Source organism: Legionella sp. W05-934-2 (assembly GCF_964199965.1).
GTDB lineage: Bacteria > Pseudomonadota > Gammaproteobacteria > Legionellales > Legionellaceae > JAFIFT01.
The window spans coordinates 70,549-88,508 of the sequence record NZ_CAXMZT010000007.1; the positions used below are offsets into that span (position 1 = coordinate 70,549).

Consider the following 17,960-nt stretch of genomic DNA (forward strand, 5'->3'; position numbering starts at 1 on the left):
CAAATTGCAATCAGTGAGGCGTATTTTGCAGATTTGTTGCAATAAATGCAATGATTTGAGCAGCGATTCGTGTTTTATGATTATTGGGTAACTCGATTACTTTATCCGATGTGATAAGGGTTACTTGATTCGTTTCTTTGCCAAACACTTTATCATTGCCCACTTCATTAGCCACGACTAAATCCAGCTGTTTACGAACCAGTTTATCTTTTGCATGCGCTAATACATGTTGCGTTTCTGCAGCAAAGCCAACCACGTAAGCAGGCAGCCCACTCTTTGCGACCGTCGCAATGATGTCAGGATTATTTATGAGTTCTAACGTATGATTTTTTGCCTGTCCCCGTTTGATTTTTTCTGCTTGGGGTGTTGTCACAGAAAAATCGGAAACGGCCGCACATCCGATGACAATCATATCTTTCTTTAATAACCCATTCACGGTTTTTAACATATCGGCAGCACTTTCAACACGATACAGTTGCACGCCCGAAGGGGGGGATAAGGAAACGGGGCCGGATACTAATAATACCTTTGCGCCGGCATGTTTGGCAGCGCGCGCTAAGGCATATCCCATTTTCCCCGAGCTACGGTTACTCAAATAACGCACCGGATCAATAGCCTCTAAGGTTGGGCCTGCTGTAATTAACACCGTTTGACCCTGCAGGGATGTTTTGAAATCCGCTAAACGCAGTTGTTCAATGATTGCTTCTACTTCGGGTAAACGGCCTGGGCCAAATTCACCACAAGCCTGAGCGCCCTCATCAGGCTCCATGACCATCACACCATAGCTGCGCAACGTGGCAACATTGGCTTTCGTGGCTGGATGCGACCACATGCTATGATTCATGGCGGGACAAATCACCACCGGATTGGTGTTGACTAAAAATAGCGTCGATAGCAAATCATCCGCTAGTCCATAGGCAAACTTAGCAAGACAATTAGCCGATGCAGGGGCTATGACAAACAAGTCTGCCCACCGCGCCAACTCAATATGACTCATGCCCTTTTCAGCTTCTGCATCGAACAACGCCGTGCGCGGTGGCTGGCCACTCAGGGCTTGGATACTCAAAGGCGTGACAAAATGAGACGCGGAATCCGTCATCACCACGCGGATGTCTGCGCCTAAATGGGTTAACTCACGAATGAGCAACAGCGCTTTATAGGCAGCCACCCCACCTGTAATGCCAACTAAGATGTTGGCCCCAGTAAAATCTTTCATGCAAACCTATCCAGAAAAGCACCATTGATTGCCTATATCATAGTCGAAATTAAGGCAATGTTCCTAGCCTAACTTTATTTCATACTCATAAAATAGCAAATTGATTAACGAGTTGCCATAAAAACCGTTGACTACTAGCCACCTCTTGCAATCCGCCCCCCCAATGGTAATAATGAAGTGAGTCGCATGATTTTGGTCTTTAATGCTATTATCGCTGGCTAGGGCGTATCCTCACTCCATTAGTTAAAGCGAAAAATAATTAATTCAATAAGTAGGAGCGGCAATGAGCCATCACATTTGGGCACAACATTACAACCCTGAAACCAAGGAAGAAATTGGCGAATTGGCGCACCAACATTTATCCTCCATGCTTTCCGAAGTCGCTATCCAATACGCCAATAAGGTGGGCTTTAGCCAAATTCTGCCTAATGGGATGCACGCATCTCTAACCTACCAACAAGCCGATGAGCTTTCCGATGCGTTTGCTTGTTTTCTACGCAATAACTTAAATCTTCGCCAAGGAGACCGCGTTGCCGTCCAGTTGCCGAATTGTTTAAGTTATGCCATTGCCGTATTTGGCATCCTGAAAGCAGGCTGTGTGTTAGTCAACACCAACCCACTTTATAAAGCCGAGGAAATGACCCACCAATTTGCTGATGCAGGCGCTAAAGCATTGGTTATCATTGATATGTTCACCGATGCATTACCTGAAGTGATTCCCCAAACCGCCATTGAACACATCATCACTGTCAGGATTGATGAGTTTTATTCACCCATTCAAAGTGGCCTCATCCGCTTTATCCAAAAATATGTCAAACGAGTCATCCCCCATTTAACCCTTCCCTATACCCCATTTTCCCAAGCACTCGAGAAGGGCAAATCACAGTTAAACAAAGGGGAGAGCGTCAAAGCATTCATCGAAGGGCTTGATGAAAATTCGTTGGCGTTATTGCAATACACGGGTGGAACCACCGGTGTTTCCAAAGGGGCTATGCTCAGTCATAAAAACCTCATTTCCAACATGATGCAAATGCTGGAGATGGTTGGTTCTTATTTAAAATCTGGCGAAGAAACGGTGTTAACAGCACTGCCTCTTTATCATATCTTTGCTTTTACTGTGAATTTATTAGGGTTTTATTTTATGGGGTCTCACAACATATTGATTCCCTCCCCACGCCCTGCTAGCAATATGAAAAAAGCCTTTGAAACTTACGATATTACTTGGATGAGTGCAGTTAATACATTACTCAATTCCTTGCTCAATGAAACATGGTTCCTTGAAAATCCACCAAAGCATATGAAAGCGACTGTATCAGGTGGTATGCCATTGCATGAAAATGTGGCAAAAAAATGGGAAAGAGTGACTAAATCCCCCGTTGTTGAAGGGTATGGATTAACGGAATCGTCCCCATTGCTATCCTTTAACCCGTTAGGTGGCAAAACTAAAATTAATTCCATCGGTATTCCCGCTCCCTCCACAGAAATGAAAGTGGTCAATGAAAAAGGCAAGGAAATGCCCATTGGCGAAGCCGGCGAAATTATTGCTAAAGGACCTCAAATCATGCTTGGGTATTGGCAACGCCCTGAGGAAACCGCCAATACCATTCGGGATGGATGGTTATATACCGGTGATGTTGCTACCATGGATGAAGAGGGCTATTTCACCATCGTTGATCGTAAAAAAGATATGATTATTGTCAGTGGCTTTAATGTATACCCCAACGAAGTCGAATCTTGCATCGCTAAATATGACGGCGTCATGGAAGTGGCTGTTATTGGTGAACCAAATGACAAAACGGGAGAAGCAGTTATCGCGTATGTTGTCAGGAATTCCCCAGACATGACCGAAGAAAATTTACGGCAATTCTGCAAACAACACCTTGCCGATTACAAGGTGCCAAGACGGGTTATTTTTCAACAAGAGTTGCCAAAGAGTACGGTGGGTAAAATTCTACGCCGTTCATTACGAAAGCAACCCAATGTTCAAACTATGGAAGTCAGTGAACCGGCTTGATAGTGCTTTCCTCCATACTGGACAAACAAAACTGATCTAATACGGGCGCGGGCACTTTTTAAATCAGTGCTTTTTGTCCGGTAATGATAGTGCTTTCCCATACTTGGTTTAACTGATTAATGACAGCTTCGGCCGGGATTAAGGACATGGTATCTAGGCCGTGAATTTGTGTTCCCCAAGGGATAGTGTCGACAGTCTTTCCAAGGACTTTTTCGACCGCTTCATCATAGTAATCGACAGCCAAATGGCGATAAGGGTAAGGACCCGATATTTTCCCAGACGTTACTGCTTGCAAGGCAATCACCGGTGTGCCAACGGCTCCAGCCATATGGGAGGGACCCGTGTCTGGACAAATCATTAATTTAGCTTGTTTTATCACAGCCATCAATTGAGGCGGTTTTGTTTTACCCACTAAATCGAACACCTCAACTTCCGCCAAAATAGCATCTGCCAGCTGCCTATCAAAATGACCCGGACCACCGGTTAATACGATATGACAATCCAGATTAGCCTTTGCATACTTGATAACAGAAATATACCGGTCAACAGGCCAGCTTCGTTCGGGTTTGCTTGCAGCCGGATTTAAACAAATAATGGGCATACCTTGGGGAAGATGGGATTTTGCCCATTCCTCATTTTCTACGCTAATGGGTATATCCCACCTGACATCTGTTTGCGGCACACCAAGAGCGTCGGCAAATTTTAAAAATCCTTCTAAGGTATGCTCCTTTCCTGGCTGAATCGCTTCATCGATAAACCAACCATGACCATCTTTTGCACGCTTGGTGTCATAGCCAATAATGCGTTTAGCCCGAATAAGCGGATAGAGGAGATTTGCTCTTAATGCTGCTTGAGCAGCTAAGCATACATCAAATTGATAAGATCGCATTTGTTGTCGAAACGCCCAAAAATCCTTTATCGATTTGGGTTTGTCAATCACGACAAAGTCAATTCCTTTCATCGGAGCGACGAGTTGATAAGCAAGTGATGAAATCACCCAGGTGATCGATGCATGAGGAAGCGTATCTTGAAGACGTCTGACAAGCGGAACAATCATCAACACATCGCCGAGAGCCGATAAGCGCACGAGACATATCGATTGGATCTTTTCTGGTTGAACGTTGACAGATCGTCGAAAAAGCATGTGGATGGCTACTTATCAAGAATATAGACAGCACCACAATAGGGACACACTTCCCTGCCTGTTTTTTCGATGGGCAAATACACTTTGGGGTGCGCATTCCAAAGCGTCATCTCATCGGTTGGGCAGGATAGGGGTAAATCGTTTGCAGTAATATGATATTCTTTGCGCTCACACGCTAATATTTTACCTTCTTGAGACATAGTTTACCTTATAGTAATTTAAGAATTTTCCCGCATTAGGCGTTAACCACATTACCCTCTCTCCCCCGTGCGCAGCATGGGGGAGAGGGATGGGGAGAGGGGGTTAACAATCGTTCGCGTTAGCGATACATTATTCGATCTGCCCTCTCCCTACACCCTCTCCCGTTCCTGGGAGAGGGGATTTTGGAATTACTGTAGGTTGGGCTCTAAAAGATAGACCCTTTTGCTAACTATAGAATTAAACCCTACGCCGACGTACCGCGGCTTGTCCGCGGTATCCAGTAACGCCCGTTTGTACCACACATCAGTATCAAAGCCAGCCCCTGGATCCCGCGAACAAGTCGCGGGACGTCGGAATAAACAATGTGTCGATCCTTTAGAACCCAACCTACACCCAATTATCCATGATTTCTTCAACGATGGCTACGATTCGTTCCCGATTTTGTTCCTGTTCTGCCATCATAATACGTCCATAGGGCCAGCGACGTAACCAGGTGATTTGTCTCTTGGCTAATTGACGTGTGGCGGCTACCCCTTTATCTAACAACTCCGATTCATTCAATTGACCTTGCAAATAGCGGTACACTTGCCGATACCCCACCATGCGCATGGAAGGGGAATGAATGGCGTTCGGCCATTGCTCGAGGATGCTTTTTGTTTCCGTCACCAACCCTTCCTTCAACATAGTGCTAAACCTTTCGGCAATACACTGATGTAGCCATGCTCTTTTTTTCGGTAGTAATAGGATATTTTCAAACCGATAGGGCAAGGGCCTGTTCTCTTCGATGAGGTGTGATAAGGGTTTTCCGGTTAAATAATAGACTTCCAGTGCTCGCGAAATACGCTGTTTGTCATGCGGATGGATACGTGTTGCTGTTATTGCATCAACCTCTGCTAGCGTTTGGTGTAGATATGGCCAACCTTTCGCTTCTCCTTGTTCGAGCAATTGACTTCGCAATGACTCATCGGCGCCGGGGAGTTCGGAAAGACCTATCTGTATGGCTTGAAAATACATCATTGTGCCACCAACCAATACGGGAATACGCTGATTGGTGAAACTTTTGTTGATGCATTGGTCGACATCTCGAACAAATTGAGCCGCTGAATAACTGCCATCGGGCTCAATTAAATTGATGAGCTGATGGGGGTAGCATAGAAGCTCTTCAACCGTTGGCTTTGCAGTACCGATAGCCATCTGTTGGTAAACCATTGCTGAGTCAACCGAAATAATATCGATGGGCAGTTTATCAGCCAAGGCCATCACCAGTTTTGTCTTTCCACTGGCTGTTGGTCCTAACACACAAAATACCGGTTTAACCATAGAGGATGCTCCGACAATGATTATCGGTTAATCGAATCATGCCGTTTAACTGATTTTGTTCGATTTCAGGCTGGTGGGCGTCACAATAAGCCGTCATTAAATCTATTATCGAAGCATCAATGGATGGCAAATGCTCAATGTAGGCTTTAATGATGAGTGAAAGCATGGATGAAATCGTCTGTGGTTTGGCATCAAGAATCTGATCAACAAGCACATGCAAAGGCAGTTGTGACAGCATCAAAGGCGTCCCCTGCCAATGCAAGGCATTCCCCTGAATGTTAGCAGTAAGGCCAAGCTGGGATAATAACGGCAGATAATCAACAAATGTTTCCTCATCCCCCGGTGTTAAGGGGTGGCTTAAAGGCACCAGTAATGGGCGGGAAGGTAACGGGAATGATTGTTGGTTGCAATGCCAAGTAAGTGCAGCTTCTATTAACACTGGTTTATGCCAAAGCAGCCAATGGCCTTGCCATTGGAAGATTCCATAGTCATTCGACACCGAATGAGACGACACTGGATTAATGTTAATACTTTGATGCATTCCAGGTATGTTCACCGGTCTCGTCGGTTCTGATATTTGCCAACGGCTCGTCAATGGGGAAGAGGTCGTTGAAAGGGTGCTTTGATACGATTGCTTATCTGCGATTGGTTTTGAGCCTAGCAGGTCTGTGATTTGTGAATAGATAAAATCATGAACTAATCGCGGCTGTTGAAATCGCAACTCATGCTTCGTTGGGTGAACATTGACATCCACTTCCGCAGGGTCAATGGTTAGATACAACAAACAAGCAGGGTGACGCCCCGGATAAATAACCGATTCGTAGGCTTGCTTTAAGGCATGGTTCAGCAATTTATCTTTGACCATACGCTGATTGACATAAATCCAAAGCTTGTCTGATTGAGAGCGTTGATAGGTTGCATCGCTTATCCAGCCACTTAACCGCATCCCCGCACGTTCGGCATCCACATAGTGGGCTGCCTGGATAAAGGGTTTTCCAAATAGCTTTTCAAGCCGAACAAGTAAACGCTTATCATCCGTTGCTGCGGGCAGTTGCAAGACGATTTTTCCATTGTTTCTTAACATAATTGCGGCTTTAGGCGTGCTTAAAGCAAAGCGTCGAACAACCCCTTCGAGCGCATGAAACTCCGTTCGCTCTGACTTAAGAAAGCGCTTTCGAACGGGTGCATTATAAAATAAATCGCGAACTTCAACGGTCGTGCCTCGTTGTCTTGCGCATGGGTTGACCTGCCAAGATTGTTCATGCCAGCGCAATTCACTGGCTTGAGGCATCTCATCGGTTTTAGATTGGATAGTTAAACGAGCCACTGAAGCAATACTCGCTAAAGCCTCTCCACGAAAGCCCATGGTATGGATAGCATACAAGTCATTTAATGTTTTTATCTTACTAGTCGCATGTGCTGCCACAGCAAGGGGTAGGTCGTCTGGATGGATACCAAAGCCATTATCTGCCACACTAATGCCATTCAAACCAGCATATTCCACATCGATATGGATCTGCGTTGCACCGGCATCACGGGCATTTTCGAGTAATTCTTTGACTACCGATGCGGGTCGTTCAATGACCTCACCCGCCGCGATTTGATTGGCTAGATCCGATGGAAGCGTCTGTATTCTAAGAATCATGAAGAAGCCGGGATTACTAACTTTTGTCCAATATTCACTTGTTCTGATTGTAGTTTATTTGCTTTTTTAAGCAAGTCCAGTTTGACATGAAATTGCCTTGCAATTTTTAATAATGTATCGCCTCGCTGCACTTGATATCGCGTTTCTTTTTTGATTTTCCCCGCCTTGACTGGCTTGTGAGATGATGCAGAAGGATACTCAAACTTTGAGCCCGGTGGAGGAAATTGTTGGAAATGCCTTTTAATGCCTGAGGTGATAGCCTGGGCCATCCGCTGTTGATACGATGAGCTGGTAAGATTTTTTTCTTCTATCGGATTGGAGATAAAGCCCGTTTCAACCAAAATCGATGGAATATCCGGTGATTTTAGAACGACAAATCGCGCTTGTTCTACCTTATCATTATGTAGCGATGTGATTTTGCCCATGTATGATAATACTTGCTCACCAACATTTAAGCTTGCACCGATGGTTGCTGTTTGTGATAAATCGATCAACACGGACCGAATCATGCCATCTTCATCGTCGAGATCCCCTAAATCAACCCCGCCCAACTCCGAGTAGTTTTCTTTTTCCGCTAACCACCTTGCTGCTTCACTGGTTGCACCTCTTTGCGATAAGGCAAACACCGATGCCCCTTTGGAGTGGGGATTTTTAAACGCATCAGCATGGACAGAGACAAATAAATCCGCATCATATTTACGGGCAATATTTAACCGATTGCGTAACGGAATATAATAGTCTCTATCTCGGGTTAAAATGGCCTTCATCCCAGGTTCTTTATCAATTTGGCGTTTGAGATTTTGAGCGATGGCTAAGACAACATTTTTTTCGTGTGAATGCTTTGGACCACTCGCGCCCGGATCTTTGCCGCCATGTCCTGCATCAATGACCACGACAATATTTCGTCGGCTGGCTAAAGGCTTAGGTGGTTGAATGTCTGGCTTAATGCTTTTTGAATTCGGTTTTGAATCGAAGGACTTTCCGCCTGGCTCCCCAATAGTAAAACGCAGACTTCGATGCTTATTCGGTAAATCGGCAACGACAAGTCGTAGCGTGGGTGATTCTTGCAAATCAAATACCAAACGATATTTATCACGTTCAGGACGGCCATCTCGAATTTTTTCGACCATGCCTGTTGGCTTGACACTCGCTAGATTAATACGTTTATCGATGTGATCAAAATCAACCACGAGTCGATAGGGTTTCATTAACGTAAAGTAACTGTAGGATGTGTTATTATCCACTTCAATATCGATAACGGTACCCACATGATGAACCGTGATATTGTATAGTTGGTTAGCAAAGCTAACTGACATCAAGCTGCTAAGCAAAATGCCAATAAACAATCTCATCGCTGTCCCCGCAAACAGTGGATAAAGGCTTCTCCGCGTTCGGTTTTAGCTGAAATAGTCATCATTCGCCCATTCTCCTTGATAGTCATATCAATCAGCACATCCAACACAGCCATAGCCGTTTGCGTTTTAGAAGGCCACTCGATAAAACAAACCGCGTTGTCAGTGACATAATCTCGAAAGCCAATGAATGCTAATTCTTCTTCATGGGCAATCCGGTACAAGTCGAAATGATGCACTTGCCAATTTTGACAATCGTATGTTTCGACAAGTGCATAAGTGGGGCTTTTGATTGCTCCCGTTATTCCTAATGCTCTTAGTAATGCCCTTATCAAGGTTGTTTTGCCTACCCCTAACTCACCCGATAATCCAATAACGCAGGGTGGTTGGACACAGCCACTCATTTGGGCTGCCCATTGCCCGGTGGCAGACTCATCCTCTAATTCAATTATTATGACATTGTTCATCAAAAACTCAATGGTATCTATAGCATCTCAGGCATAAAGTGCAACGTACCCAAATTATCACTTCGATTCAACAGCCCCTCATCCGCCCTCTGGGCACCTTCTCCCCATGTCTCCTGAGAAGGGAAAATGAAAGAAGATGTTTATAGCCGATTGATACAGGCGGGGATCCTGTCAATCACATCTCTGGCAATCATGGAAACTTCGCCATAATGCTTAGCCGCTTCATCCCCCGCAATGGCATGCAATAATACACCATATTGGCTAGCACGGCTTATATCCATTCCTTGAGCAAGCAAAGCAGCTATGATACCACTTAACACATCACCCATGCCAGCGCTAGCCATTCCTGGATTACCGTGCTGACATACATGGATGCCATGTCCGTCGCAAATCAGTGTCCCTACTCCTTTTAAGACACAAACACCACCATATTGGCTTTGAATTTTTTGGGCGTACGCAAGTCTGTCCGATTGCACTTCGCTAGCCGATATCCCTAACAATTTCCCCGCTTCGCCGGGATGGGGTGTTAACACCATTTGGCTTGATTGATAGTGTTTCATGTCTGCCAGCAAGTGCAGAGCGGATGCATCAATTAGCATGGTTTTATTAGCCTGCAACGCTTGGCTAAAACAGCCTTTCGCCCAATCATCCTCGCCTAATCCAGGACCTACCACCAACACGGTGGCTTTTTCAAGTAATGCTTTTGGGATGTTCGCATCATCTATACCATACACCATGGCCTCAGGCACGACGGGTAATACCGCTGTCATGTTAGCGCGGCGTACCACGGCACTGACCAAACCCGCACCTGTTCGCATGGCTGCTAATGATGCCATGGCAACAGCACCCGCCATCCCCTCGTTGCCGCCAATAATCAAAACATGTCCAAAATGCCCCTTATGAACGTTTCGCTTACGCGCAAGAAAACCGTAATCTGTTAGAGGTAATGTGTTGGCAATTGCTGGATAGGATGCTAAGAAATCGTCCTCATTTAAGTTAGCAACATGGATTTCCCCAGCATGATCCGGTCCATCTGCCATATACAACCCTATTTTGGCGCCAATCAAGGTTACCGTATAATTTGCATGAACAGCAGCGCCCATCGCACAGCCCGTATCAGCATTTAATCCCGAAGGCAAGTCAATCGAAACAACGGGGCAAGGTTGCCGATTAATCCAGTGAATAGCGGATAAGATGGGTTCACGACACGGGGCTGATAAACCAATTCCCACTAGACCATCAATGATAACCGCATTAGCCAATAAGGCTTCTTGTTCATCGAAAGGCTTCAAACTCAACCCAGAAAATTCGGCTTTTTCAGCTGCCCTTGCGGCACTGCCTGTCAATCTGTCACGTGGTATTACCATTCTAACATCCACGAATTTACCTGCTGTTTTCAGCAAAGCAGCAACTGTCAATGCATCGCCACCGTTATTCCCACCACCTATCACACAAACATAGTGTGATGGACTCGGATAATATCGACGGATAAACCGATAGACCGCATCAGCCGCTTTTTGCATCAAGTCCCATTCAGCGACGTGCTGCATGATTTGGCTTTCAATCGCCCTTATTTGTTCGGTCTTATAGAGCTTAGGCATAATTAACTGTTAGCAAACATAATACCAAGCCAGTAGATTAGCAACGCAATTTGCACCGCATATAATAAAAATCTTGCCATGACCGCATAGATTCGTACGGAATAGAGATGGACTAACGACTGAGCAATTCGGCAAGTTAGAAAAAGATAAGCCAGTGGATCAATGAGTTGCACTTGATTGAGCATAAAAGCAATCAAGCAAACACCCACGACCATGGGTAAGTTTTCAAGGCAGTTCATTTGCGCTCGATGAATGCGATGGGCAAATGGCGCAAGCATTTCACCGTCAGGTGTGATATGCCTTAAGTGGAATCTTCCTGAACCAACCGCATGAAATCGCGACACCGAAACACCCAATAACAAGATAATCGACCAGGTAATAAACCCCATTAACATCAGAACTGTTGGTGACATAATCATTCCCTTATACTTAGGGTGCGTCAGTATAGTTAGCACGAGACTGTATACGTGATCACTACGGGGACGCTCCCAGTTTGTCTAAAGCATTTTCTCAACCCAATACCCCACCTCTGCCCATTGGCATCTACTTTCCTTTTTTGGGAAAGGAAAATGAGGGGTGTTATTTAGCAAAGTCATATCCATAATAGCAGAAAAATAGTTAAAAAAAACAGCATTTTAAGTAAGTGTTTTCTCTAACATGTATTATTTACGAAGTAATAATGTCATCTTAAACATACACGCAAATCATTGGATAGGATGTGAGGGTTGGTAACAATGTTGTAAAGATTGCGAATGCATAGGGTAAAGAAATTTTGGGAAAGTTTTGAAAGATTTTCACCCTTTCGAAAACATGCTAGGCTTGTTGTTTTTTTGATGAAACGATTATGTTACCGTCAGCCAATGAGTTAGTGTATTTTATTGAAGTATCCAACTGCTTAAATCTTTCGCGTGCGTCTGAGCGGCTTGGCATTAGCCAGCCTTCTTTAAGTTTGGCGATTAAGCGCCTGGAACAAAGCATTGGTATTCCGTTGTTTATTCGCCATAAACAAGGGGTATCGCTCACCCAAGCTGGTAAGCAGTTAGTGGTTCATGCGCGCCAGCTGTTACAATATTGGGAAAATACTCGCTCAAAAGCCTTGGCGTCTCATCATTTTGTCCAAGGGTTTTATACCATCGGCTGCCATTCCGTCATTTCATCCTATTTGCTGGCTGATTTTTTACCCAAACTTCTGGCAAAACACCCGAAATTAGAAATCCATTTACGCCATGATATTTCGCGAAAAATCACTGAAGAAGTCATTAACCTGTCTTGTGATTTGGCGATTATTGTTAATCCAATTGAACATCCCGACTTAGTCATCAAGAAATTATGTCAAGACAAGGTCACCTTTTGGGTGAAAAAGGATTTATCGCCGCTACAGATGATCCAAGACCCCAATGCGGTGATTTTATGTGATCCCAGTCTTACCCAAACGCAATGGTTACTCAAACAACGAGACGAAGCGGGCATTAAAGCCAAGCGGTTAATGACCAGTAATAGCTTGGAAGCCATCGTTAACCTAGCATTGACCGGCTGCGGCATTGCCATTTTACCGGAACGAGTTGCCAATCGATTAGGCAATAATGAACTCATTCCCATTGCCAATGCCCCAGCATATGAAGATGATATCTGCTTGGTCTATCGCCATGAAAATCGGGATCTGATGGCCATGCAAACGATCATTGAATCCCTAAAAGCGCATATTAAGGCTGCCTGAATCCTTTTTGGGGAAGCTAGCGATTGACATGCCCCCAAGGCGGTATCTCCCCTAAGATCATTTGGGGATCATAACCTAAATTTACCATGCGAAACCATTCATAGTTGAGATATCGGTTCTCATCCTCAAGGCCTTGTTGCTCACTATTATCAGGCTCTAGGCAATCATCGCTGGGATTATACGTCTGAGGGCGACACACAACCCCTTCAATGTCCTCAAGGGAATCGGCGTTCATCGCAGCAAACCAATCCTCAACCAGCATGGGATGATGCGGTTCAATAGCCGGGTCGATGACATAATAGTTATTTTGGAAGGCAACAATGGGTGCAACGTGATACCACCAGCTTACTTCACCATACATCGAATAGGGCGTTTGCACGGTTAAGTCACCAAAAGCAAAAATTTTAGCCGGACTTACTTGTGTTTTATCATGCAATATTAGCTCAACTAACGCTGCTCGGGCAAAGCAGCCATCATCGGGATATAACCAAGAAATTCGCCTTGGGAAATCCGGTGCATCTATGTCAGATAGAAAGCGAGTATCTCTTACATAGTAAAACAGGTCTAACAACGCATCATAACTTGCTATTTCTGGGACATCATCAAAATTGATTTGCTCAAAAGCAACGGAGAGTGACGAGGGGGTACTTCGGTAGTTTTCCAAAAATTTTGGAAACTTTGCTTTTTTCAGAGCAGACGCCATCGCCTGTTGATAGGGTTGATAGGGTTGTCTTTTTGCTGATACAAATGGCAGATGAGAGGCACACAACTGCCCAGCAATAACACAAATAACCAACGTAATGACGGGTTTCATAATCCATCCTTAGCTATAGCATTTCGATCATCATTACTGGTTGGAAAAGATAAATCAATAGCTTAACGTCACAGCAAACCTTTAAAGCTATATATACCCAATTGTGCTGAGGGAATTGTGAGTTTCTGTTTCTAGGCTTTCATCGTGGAAACTTAATTTTGTTCTAGATTCTTGGCTATGACAGCTACTTTCTTGTAAATCAGGACCTATAGCCATAGTAGAGCCATAGCTTAAACGGTTTAATAAAGTAACCGTTGAATCTGCTTTTATTTTTTTGCTGCTATGATAAGGCTTATTCGTTTCTTCCCGAGGCTGCCCTGCTGTCACTGGCTGAGCTTTGAATCGATATAAATTGGCAAAAATGATGCTTGATTCTATAATCATCATGGCAACCCCGACCGCTGGCGGTAGTGCAAACCCGATAGAAACAAAAACGCCGGCCGCAGCAAGCGTAATAAGCGAATTATAGCCAAGACTGATGCTTAAATTGAGAAATATATTATGCTTGGCTTGCTTGGCAACTTCAAACCCTGATGCAATCGGGAGAAGTAAGCCTTTCTGTAGCATCATCCCCGCATGTTGCTGGGTAATACTATCGCCAATATCTGATTTGACAGCGATTCCAATATCCGCTTTTGCCATAGCGGATAAGTCATTGACTGCGTCGCCAACCATCGCCACCTTGTGGCCTTGGGATTGGAGTCTTTCAACAATGCTTGTTTTTGATCTTTCGTCTTCGTTTGTTGCAACGCCAACGGTATTTGCGTGAATATTTTCTAACGGTATCGCTAACCTCGATGCATAAAGATTGGCTGTCTGTTGGTCTGCACCAGTACAAATATGGACTGATTTGCCTAATTTTTTAAGCTGTTGAATGGTGTCAACTGCATCATCTCGCAGTGGATCGTCGATGGCGATTTGGGCAATGACTTTGCCCTGTTTGGTCACATAGATATTACCCTCTTGTGGATTATCATAGGGAGCAGGAATAGTATCAATACCCATTGATTCAAGCATTGCTTGATTGCCAATGCTAAAAACTTCGCCATTTATTTCAGCACTAATCCCGGCATGATGCTTGACATCAATAGCCGAAGTTAGTTTGACATTTTCCAATCCGTCTATCCCTTGCTCGGCAATATAACATCGAATTGCTTTTGCCACCGGGTGAGAAGCGTTCGATTCGAGTTTGGCAATATGTTTTAAATAGTGTTTATCTTCGATGTTGATTTTTCTAACTTCAAGCTCACCTTTGGTTAATGTGCCATTCAGATCAAAAATAATCGTATCAATATCAGCTGCTGCTTGCAGAGAACTTCCATTTTTGAAAATAATTCCCTTATCAACCCCCTTTTTCATGCCTATTCGAACGGCCATTGGCGTGATTAAACTCAACGCACAGGGGCATGCACTCACCAATACGGATATGGCACATTGAATGGCCAACGCTGGGGAAAACAAGGTGCCAATGACGATACTGGATGTGATTGCAACAAGGATTAAGGTGGGTATAAAAAAAGTCAGTATTTTGGCTGTGAATAATTCAACCGGTGCTTTTTCAGCATAGGTTTTTTCGATATTTTTGGCGATTAATGAAAGATAAGATTCATCATAAGGCTTGGTAACGCGCATTGTCACGCCCGATAAATCTTGGTCTAAACTCATGCCTGCTTTGACCATCTCCCCTTTTTGCAAGCTTTTTAACATGGGCGAGCCATCAATTCGAGTGGTGTATAACAAAGCAGGGGCTAACAGCTCTCCATCCACCGGGATGGTTGAGCCTTTATCGAGAAGAATGACATCATTCGGTTTCAACGCTTTCACTGAAATTGTATGCGAAGGCGTACCAGAAAGAGTCACTTTTTTGGGCAAGCAATCGCGAACGTCTAAGTTCTGATTAATTTTGTCGAATAAACTATGCTCAATATATTCACCAAGATGCCAAAAACCTAATACAAAAGGGGCTGCTTCGACCATCAATGGCAAGCCAGGGACAAACGGACTGATGATGGACACAACTAAAATGGTTAGCGTACTGATGGAGTATAACGTCGTTGTATCCCATCGTTTTTCTAATAGTGCTTTCCAGGCTGATTGATAGACATTGTATCCCAGATAAAGTGTTATCAATGACGTGAGACAAGTTAAACCATAAATGCCTATCGTAGGCAATGCAAGCCCTGACAGAGCTAGCAGGATTAACCCGGTTCCCCATGCTAGACCAATGGTTGCCTTAGTTTTGTGATTTTCATGAGGATGGGAATGTGCATGTGCATGTGCATGTGCATGTGCATGCGCATGTTCATGTTCATGTTCATGTTCATGTTCATGTTCATGTTCATGTTCATGTTCATGTTCATGTTCATGTTCATGTGTATGTGTATGTGCCAAAGGAATATTCGTCTTTATTTTGAACAAAGAGAAGATATTCTATCATTTATCTCGTCGCTAGCAAGCCAAACAGGCGATATATTTTTAGGGAGGTGAGTATTTTGTCGCATTCGTTTAGGATATTACCGAGTCAGTGCCTATGATAAGCCCTCTTTCTTAGGTTAAGCCGTCTTGACTTATTAATGAGCAATAAAGCGTTAAGATCATCTTGCCTGCCAAGCTGAGGTTGTCCTAATTTAAGCGAATTTAGCTCTTTAGCTGTCCACACAGGGTTACAATACGTGCCTCCTATTTTGTCCCAAATCGTTAACCCAGTCGCATAATTACAGTTACATTGATACCGATGGTGCATTAAGTGATATCGGGGTGTGATAATAATATAGGATAACGCTTTTTCAGCATATGTGTTTAATTTCAAATTACTATGGCCAAATAGCACGATAGTTGTTTGAATGAGATCACTAATTAATAGAATGAAAAACCATGGCCCCATGATGAAGATTAAGCATACTTTGGAAATCGTGAATAAAGAAAACTCTATCGGGTGGAAACGAAACGAGGTGGTTACATTCATCGAGGTCTCAGTATGGTGAATTATGTGAAAATGCCATAGAAGTCTACTATGTGCAACTCGATGAAATAAATAGAAAAATAAATCGTATATCAAAAACCAAGCAACAAACACCTGCCACCAAGACATCTGAAAGGAATAAAACAATCCGATTTGATAGTATTGGCAATACAACGCAGTTCCTAATGTGCTAACAGGAAACATCAGCAACATATTGATGATGCCCAATTCCCAATTGAGTAGTCTTCTTCTGCGAAAACCAGCCTTGCCAATTTTGTGTAAACAAAAGAAATATTCTAAGCCTATAAATAAGGCAATAATGATAAAGAATACTAAGGTCCGCGAAGCAGAAAAGAATTGAAAGTCCAACGTATCCATTGCAATAAGCCCAATACACAAAGTTAGTAGGAAATTGTCACATACATAAAAACAACAATTATGACCTATTCTTATAGTCCTTTATAACGTGAGCAGATTGATAAGTTGCCTATGAATAAAACAAAATGTTATTTTATATTATAGATCAAATTTTGAATTATTTGGCGTAATTATGATCTCTTTTTCGGAATGGAACTTCCTCAACCGGCAAAATAAAATATTGATCTTTGTACCGACAATTTCTCAATAGCTCAGTCGTTGCGAGCCTTAATACAGACCTTGAAAAACGTCCCGAACTAACTTCGTCGTCACTGCGAGCAATGCGAAGCAGCCCAGCAAGTGTAGCAACTGTCTTGAAATATATTCATTATTTATCTATGTGTTATGGTGGGGCAGTGGGGATTGAGCCCACTGCAGAGTAACATTTAATGAATAGAAGGTGAAACCGCTTCACTTTCTTCAATTGGTTGAAGCTCAATTGCTTTTGGTTTTGGGGCAACTTGTTTAGTATTGGAAATGATCATCATCATGCCAATAGCAGCAAGTATCGCCCCAATGATTTGTATAAAACTATCCAGTGTGAAAGAAGTGCTTGCTTTGCCGGTTTCAGCATCTGCTTGAAATGCATTACCAAATAGGCCGCCAATGCCTTTCATCACATCTTCTGGTTGAATGCTTTTGACTTTTTCACGGACGGCCTCACTGGCTGCATTGGACACGTCTTTGGTGACATTATCAATTGCACCATTAAGTTGCTTTGACACGGCATTCTTATCGATACCCAATTGACTCATCAGTGCTTGCATGAGCCCTGCGCTACCAAATGGAACGGCATTTGGTGTTGCTTTTGATTTTGAATTAGGAGAGGTATTTGGACCTTCCTGGGAATCATTGGTTGGTGCCGACGGTTCGATATCGTCATTGACTGTTTGTTCAGGTGCTAACGCATTTAATGCGCCTTCTTTTATCCGGCTTACAGCCGATTTAATGACAATATCGCCAATGAAATCTTCAGAAGATTTCTTAAAATCGCCAGCCACTTGAACAACTTTGTTTTTCAAACCCGTCGCATAGCCGCTAATGGTATCGGTTATTGTAGAAAATATAGACATAATAGTTACCTTGGTTG

15 protein-coding genes are annotated in these 17,960 nt (G+C 43.6%); 2 read left to right on the plus strand and 13 right to left on the minus strand.

Features of this window, described 5'->3' with window-relative positions:
- Nucleotides 1-10 precede the first annotated feature (10 nt).
- Nucleotides 11-1,216: a bifunctional phosphopantothenoylcysteine decarboxylase/phosphopantothenate--cysteine ligase CoaBC gene (gene coaBC / locus AB3348_RS09455; RefSeq protein WP_367607359.1), complete on the minus strand. Its 1,206-nt coding sequence runs from the start codon at nucleotides 1,214-1,216 to the stop codon at nucleotides 11-13.
- A gap of 283 nt (nucleotides 1,217-1,499) precedes the next feature.
- Here coaBC and AB3348_RS09460 point away from each other — a divergent pair, with 283 nt between their 5' ends.
- Nucleotides 1,500-3,230 (plus strand): AMP-binding protein, encoded by a 1,731-nt coding sequence (locus AB3348_RS09460; RefSeq protein ID WP_367607360.1) that lies wholly within the window; start codon nucleotides 1,500-1,502, stop codon nucleotides 3,228-3,230.
- 58 nt (nucleotides 3,231-3,288) lie between these two features.
- Here the strand turns inward: AB3348_RS09460 and AB3348_RS09465 are convergent, their stop codons facing one another.
- The 8 genes from AB3348_RS09465 to AB3348_RS09500 form a co-directional block, all read right to left on the minus strand.
- Nucleotides 3,289-4,287: a glycosyltransferase family 9 protein gene (locus tag AB3348_RS09465; protein WP_367607459.1), complete on the minus strand. Its 999-nt coding sequence runs from the start codon at nucleotides 4,285-4,287 to the stop codon at nucleotides 3,289-3,291.
- Between the two features lie 95 nt (nucleotides 4,288-4,382).
- Nucleotides 4,383-4,574, minus strand: coding sequence for a zinc-finger domain-containing protein (locus AB3348_RS09470; protein ID WP_367607361.1), 192 nt, complete (start codon nucleotides 4,572-4,574; stop codon nucleotides 4,383-4,385).
- A 388-nt stretch (nucleotides 4,575-4,962) separates the two neighbouring features.
- On the minus strand, nucleotides 4,963-5,895 hold the full coding sequence (gene miaA, locus AB3348_RS09475) for a tRNA (adenosine(37)-N6)-dimethylallyltransferase MiaA (protein WP_367607362.1): 933 nt from the start codon (nucleotides 5,893-5,895) through the stop codon (nucleotides 4,963-4,965).
- Nucleotides 5,888-7,540 carry a DNA mismatch repair endonuclease MutL gene (gene mutL / locus AB3348_RS09480; RefSeq protein WP_367607363.1) on the minus strand — a complete coding sequence of 551 codons (1,653 nt, stop codon included), beginning with the start codon at nucleotides 7,538-7,540 and terminating at the stop codon, nucleotides 5,888-5,890. Before mutL ends, miaA begins: the two co-directional genes overlap by 8 nt.
- Nucleotides 7,537-8,892, minus strand: coding sequence for an N-acetylmuramoyl-L-alanine amidase (locus tag AB3348_RS09485; protein ID WP_367607364.1), 1,356 nt, complete (start codon nucleotides 8,890-8,892; stop codon nucleotides 7,537-7,539). Before AB3348_RS09485 ends, mutL begins: the two co-directional genes overlap by 4 nt.
- Nucleotides 8,889-9,359, minus strand: a complete 471-nt coding sequence (gene tsaE / locus AB3348_RS09490; RefSeq protein WP_367607365.1) for a tRNA (adenosine(37)-N6)-threonylcarbamoyltransferase complex ATPase subunit type 1 TsaE — start codon at nucleotides 9,357-9,359, stop codon at nucleotides 8,889-8,891. Before tsaE ends, AB3348_RS09485 begins: the two co-directional genes overlap by 4 nt.
- A gap of 140 nt (nucleotides 9,360-9,499) precedes the next feature.
- Nucleotides 9,500-10,960 (minus strand): NAD(P)H-hydrate dehydratase, encoded by a 1,461-nt coding sequence (locus AB3348_RS09495; protein ID WP_367607366.1) that lies wholly within the window; start codon nucleotides 10,958-10,960, stop codon nucleotides 9,500-9,502.
- 2 nt (nucleotides 10,961-10,962) lie between these two features.
- Complete coding sequence (locus AB3348_RS09500) at nucleotides 10,963-11,373, minus strand: MAPEG family protein (protein WP_367607367.1); 411 nt, start codon at nucleotides 11,371-11,373, stop codon at nucleotides 10,963-10,965.
- Nucleotides 11,374-11,804: 431 nt separating this feature from the next.
- Between AB3348_RS09500 and AB3348_RS09505 the strand changes: the two genes are divergently transcribed.
- Nucleotides 11,805-12,677: a LysR family transcriptional regulator gene (locus tag AB3348_RS09505; RefSeq protein ID WP_367607368.1), complete on the plus strand. Its 873-nt coding sequence runs from the start codon at nucleotides 11,805-11,807 to the stop codon at nucleotides 12,675-12,677.
- Nucleotides 12,678-12,693: 16 nt separating this feature from the next.
- Here the strand turns inward: AB3348_RS09505 and AB3348_RS09510 are convergent, their stop codons facing one another.
- The 4 genes from AB3348_RS09510 to AB3348_RS09525 all read right to left on the minus strand — a co-directional run bounded on the left by AB3348_RS09510 (nucleotide 12,694) and on the right by AB3348_RS09525 (nucleotide 17,943).
- Nucleotides 12,694-13,491 carry a protein-glutamine glutaminase family protein gene (locus AB3348_RS09510; protein WP_367607369.1) on the minus strand — a complete coding sequence of 266 codons (798 nt, stop codon included), beginning with the start codon at nucleotides 13,489-13,491 and terminating at the stop codon, nucleotides 12,694-12,696.
- An 87-nt stretch (nucleotides 13,492-13,578) separates the two neighbouring features.
- On the minus strand, nucleotides 13,579-15,882 hold the full coding sequence (locus AB3348_RS09515) for a heavy metal translocating P-type ATPase (protein WP_367607370.1): 2,304 nt from the start codon (nucleotides 15,880-15,882) through the stop codon (nucleotides 13,579-13,581).
- Nucleotides 15,883-16,012: 130 nt separating this feature from the next.
- A complete protein-coding gene (locus AB3348_RS09520; protein WP_367607371.1) occupies nucleotides 16,013-16,831 on the minus strand; it encodes a sterol desaturase family protein in 819 nt (272 codons plus the stop codon).
- Nucleotides 16,832-17,256: 425 nt separating this feature from the next.
- A complete protein-coding gene (locus AB3348_RS09525; RefSeq protein ID WP_367607372.1) occupies nucleotides 17,257-17,943 on the minus strand; it encodes a type IV secretion protein Dot in 687 nt (228 codons plus the stop codon).
- Nucleotides 17,944-17,960: the final 17 nt, after the last annotated feature.

Excerpts from the sequence above, each read along its gene's own strand:
- coaBC (WP_367607359.1), bottom strand. The coding sequence starts at position 1,216 with ATGAAAGATTTTACTGGGGCCAACATCTTAGTTGGCATTACAGGTGGG.
- AB3348_RS09460 (WP_367607360.1), top strand. The coding sequence starts at position 1,500 with ATGAGCCATCACATTTGGGCACAACATTACAACCCTGAAACCAAGGAA.
- AB3348_RS09465 (WP_367607459.1), bottom strand. The coding sequence starts at position 4,287 with ATGATTGTTCCGCTTGTCAGACGTCTTCAAGATACGCTTCCTCATGCA.
- AB3348_RS09470 (WP_367607361.1), bottom strand. The coding sequence starts at position 4,574 with ATGTCTCAAGAAGGTAAAATATTAGCGTGTGAGCGCAAAGAATATCAT.
- miaA (WP_367607362.1), bottom strand. The coding sequence starts at position 5,895 with ATGGTTAAACCGGTATTTTGTGTGTTAGGACCAACAGCCAGTGGAAAG.
- mutL (WP_367607363.1), bottom strand. The coding sequence starts at position 7,540 with ATGATTCTTAGAATACAGACGCTTCCATCGGATCTAGCCAATCAAATC.
- AB3348_RS09485 (WP_367607364.1), bottom strand. The coding sequence starts at position 8,892 with ATGAGATTGTTTATTGGCATTTTGCTTAGCAGCTTGATGTCAGTTAGC.
- tsaE (WP_367607365.1), bottom strand. The coding sequence starts at position 9,359 with ATGAACAATGTCATAATAATTGAATTAGAGGATGAGTCTGCCACCGGG.
- AB3348_RS09495 (WP_367607366.1), bottom strand. The coding sequence starts at position 10,960 with ATGCCTAAGCTCTATAAGACCGAACAAATAAGGGCGATTGAAAGCCAA.
- AB3348_RS09500 (WP_367607367.1), bottom strand. The coding sequence starts at position 11,373 with ATGTCACCAACAGTTCTGATGTTAATGGGGTTTATTACCTGGTCGATT.
- AB3348_RS09505 (WP_367607368.1), top strand. The coding sequence starts at position 11,805 with ATGTTACCGTCAGCCAATGAGTTAGTGTATTTTATTGAAGTATCCAAC.
- AB3348_RS09510 (WP_367607369.1), bottom strand. The coding sequence starts at position 13,491 with ATGAAACCCGTCATTACGTTGGTTATTTGTGTTATTGCTGGGCAGTTG.
- AB3348_RS09520 (WP_367607371.1), bottom strand. The coding sequence starts at position 16,831 with ATGGATACGTTGGACTTTCAATTCTTTTCTGCTTCGCGGACCTTAGTA.
- AB3348_RS09525 (WP_367607372.1), bottom strand. The coding sequence starts at position 17,943 with ATGTCTATATTTTCTACAATAACCGATACCATTAGCGGCTATGCGACG.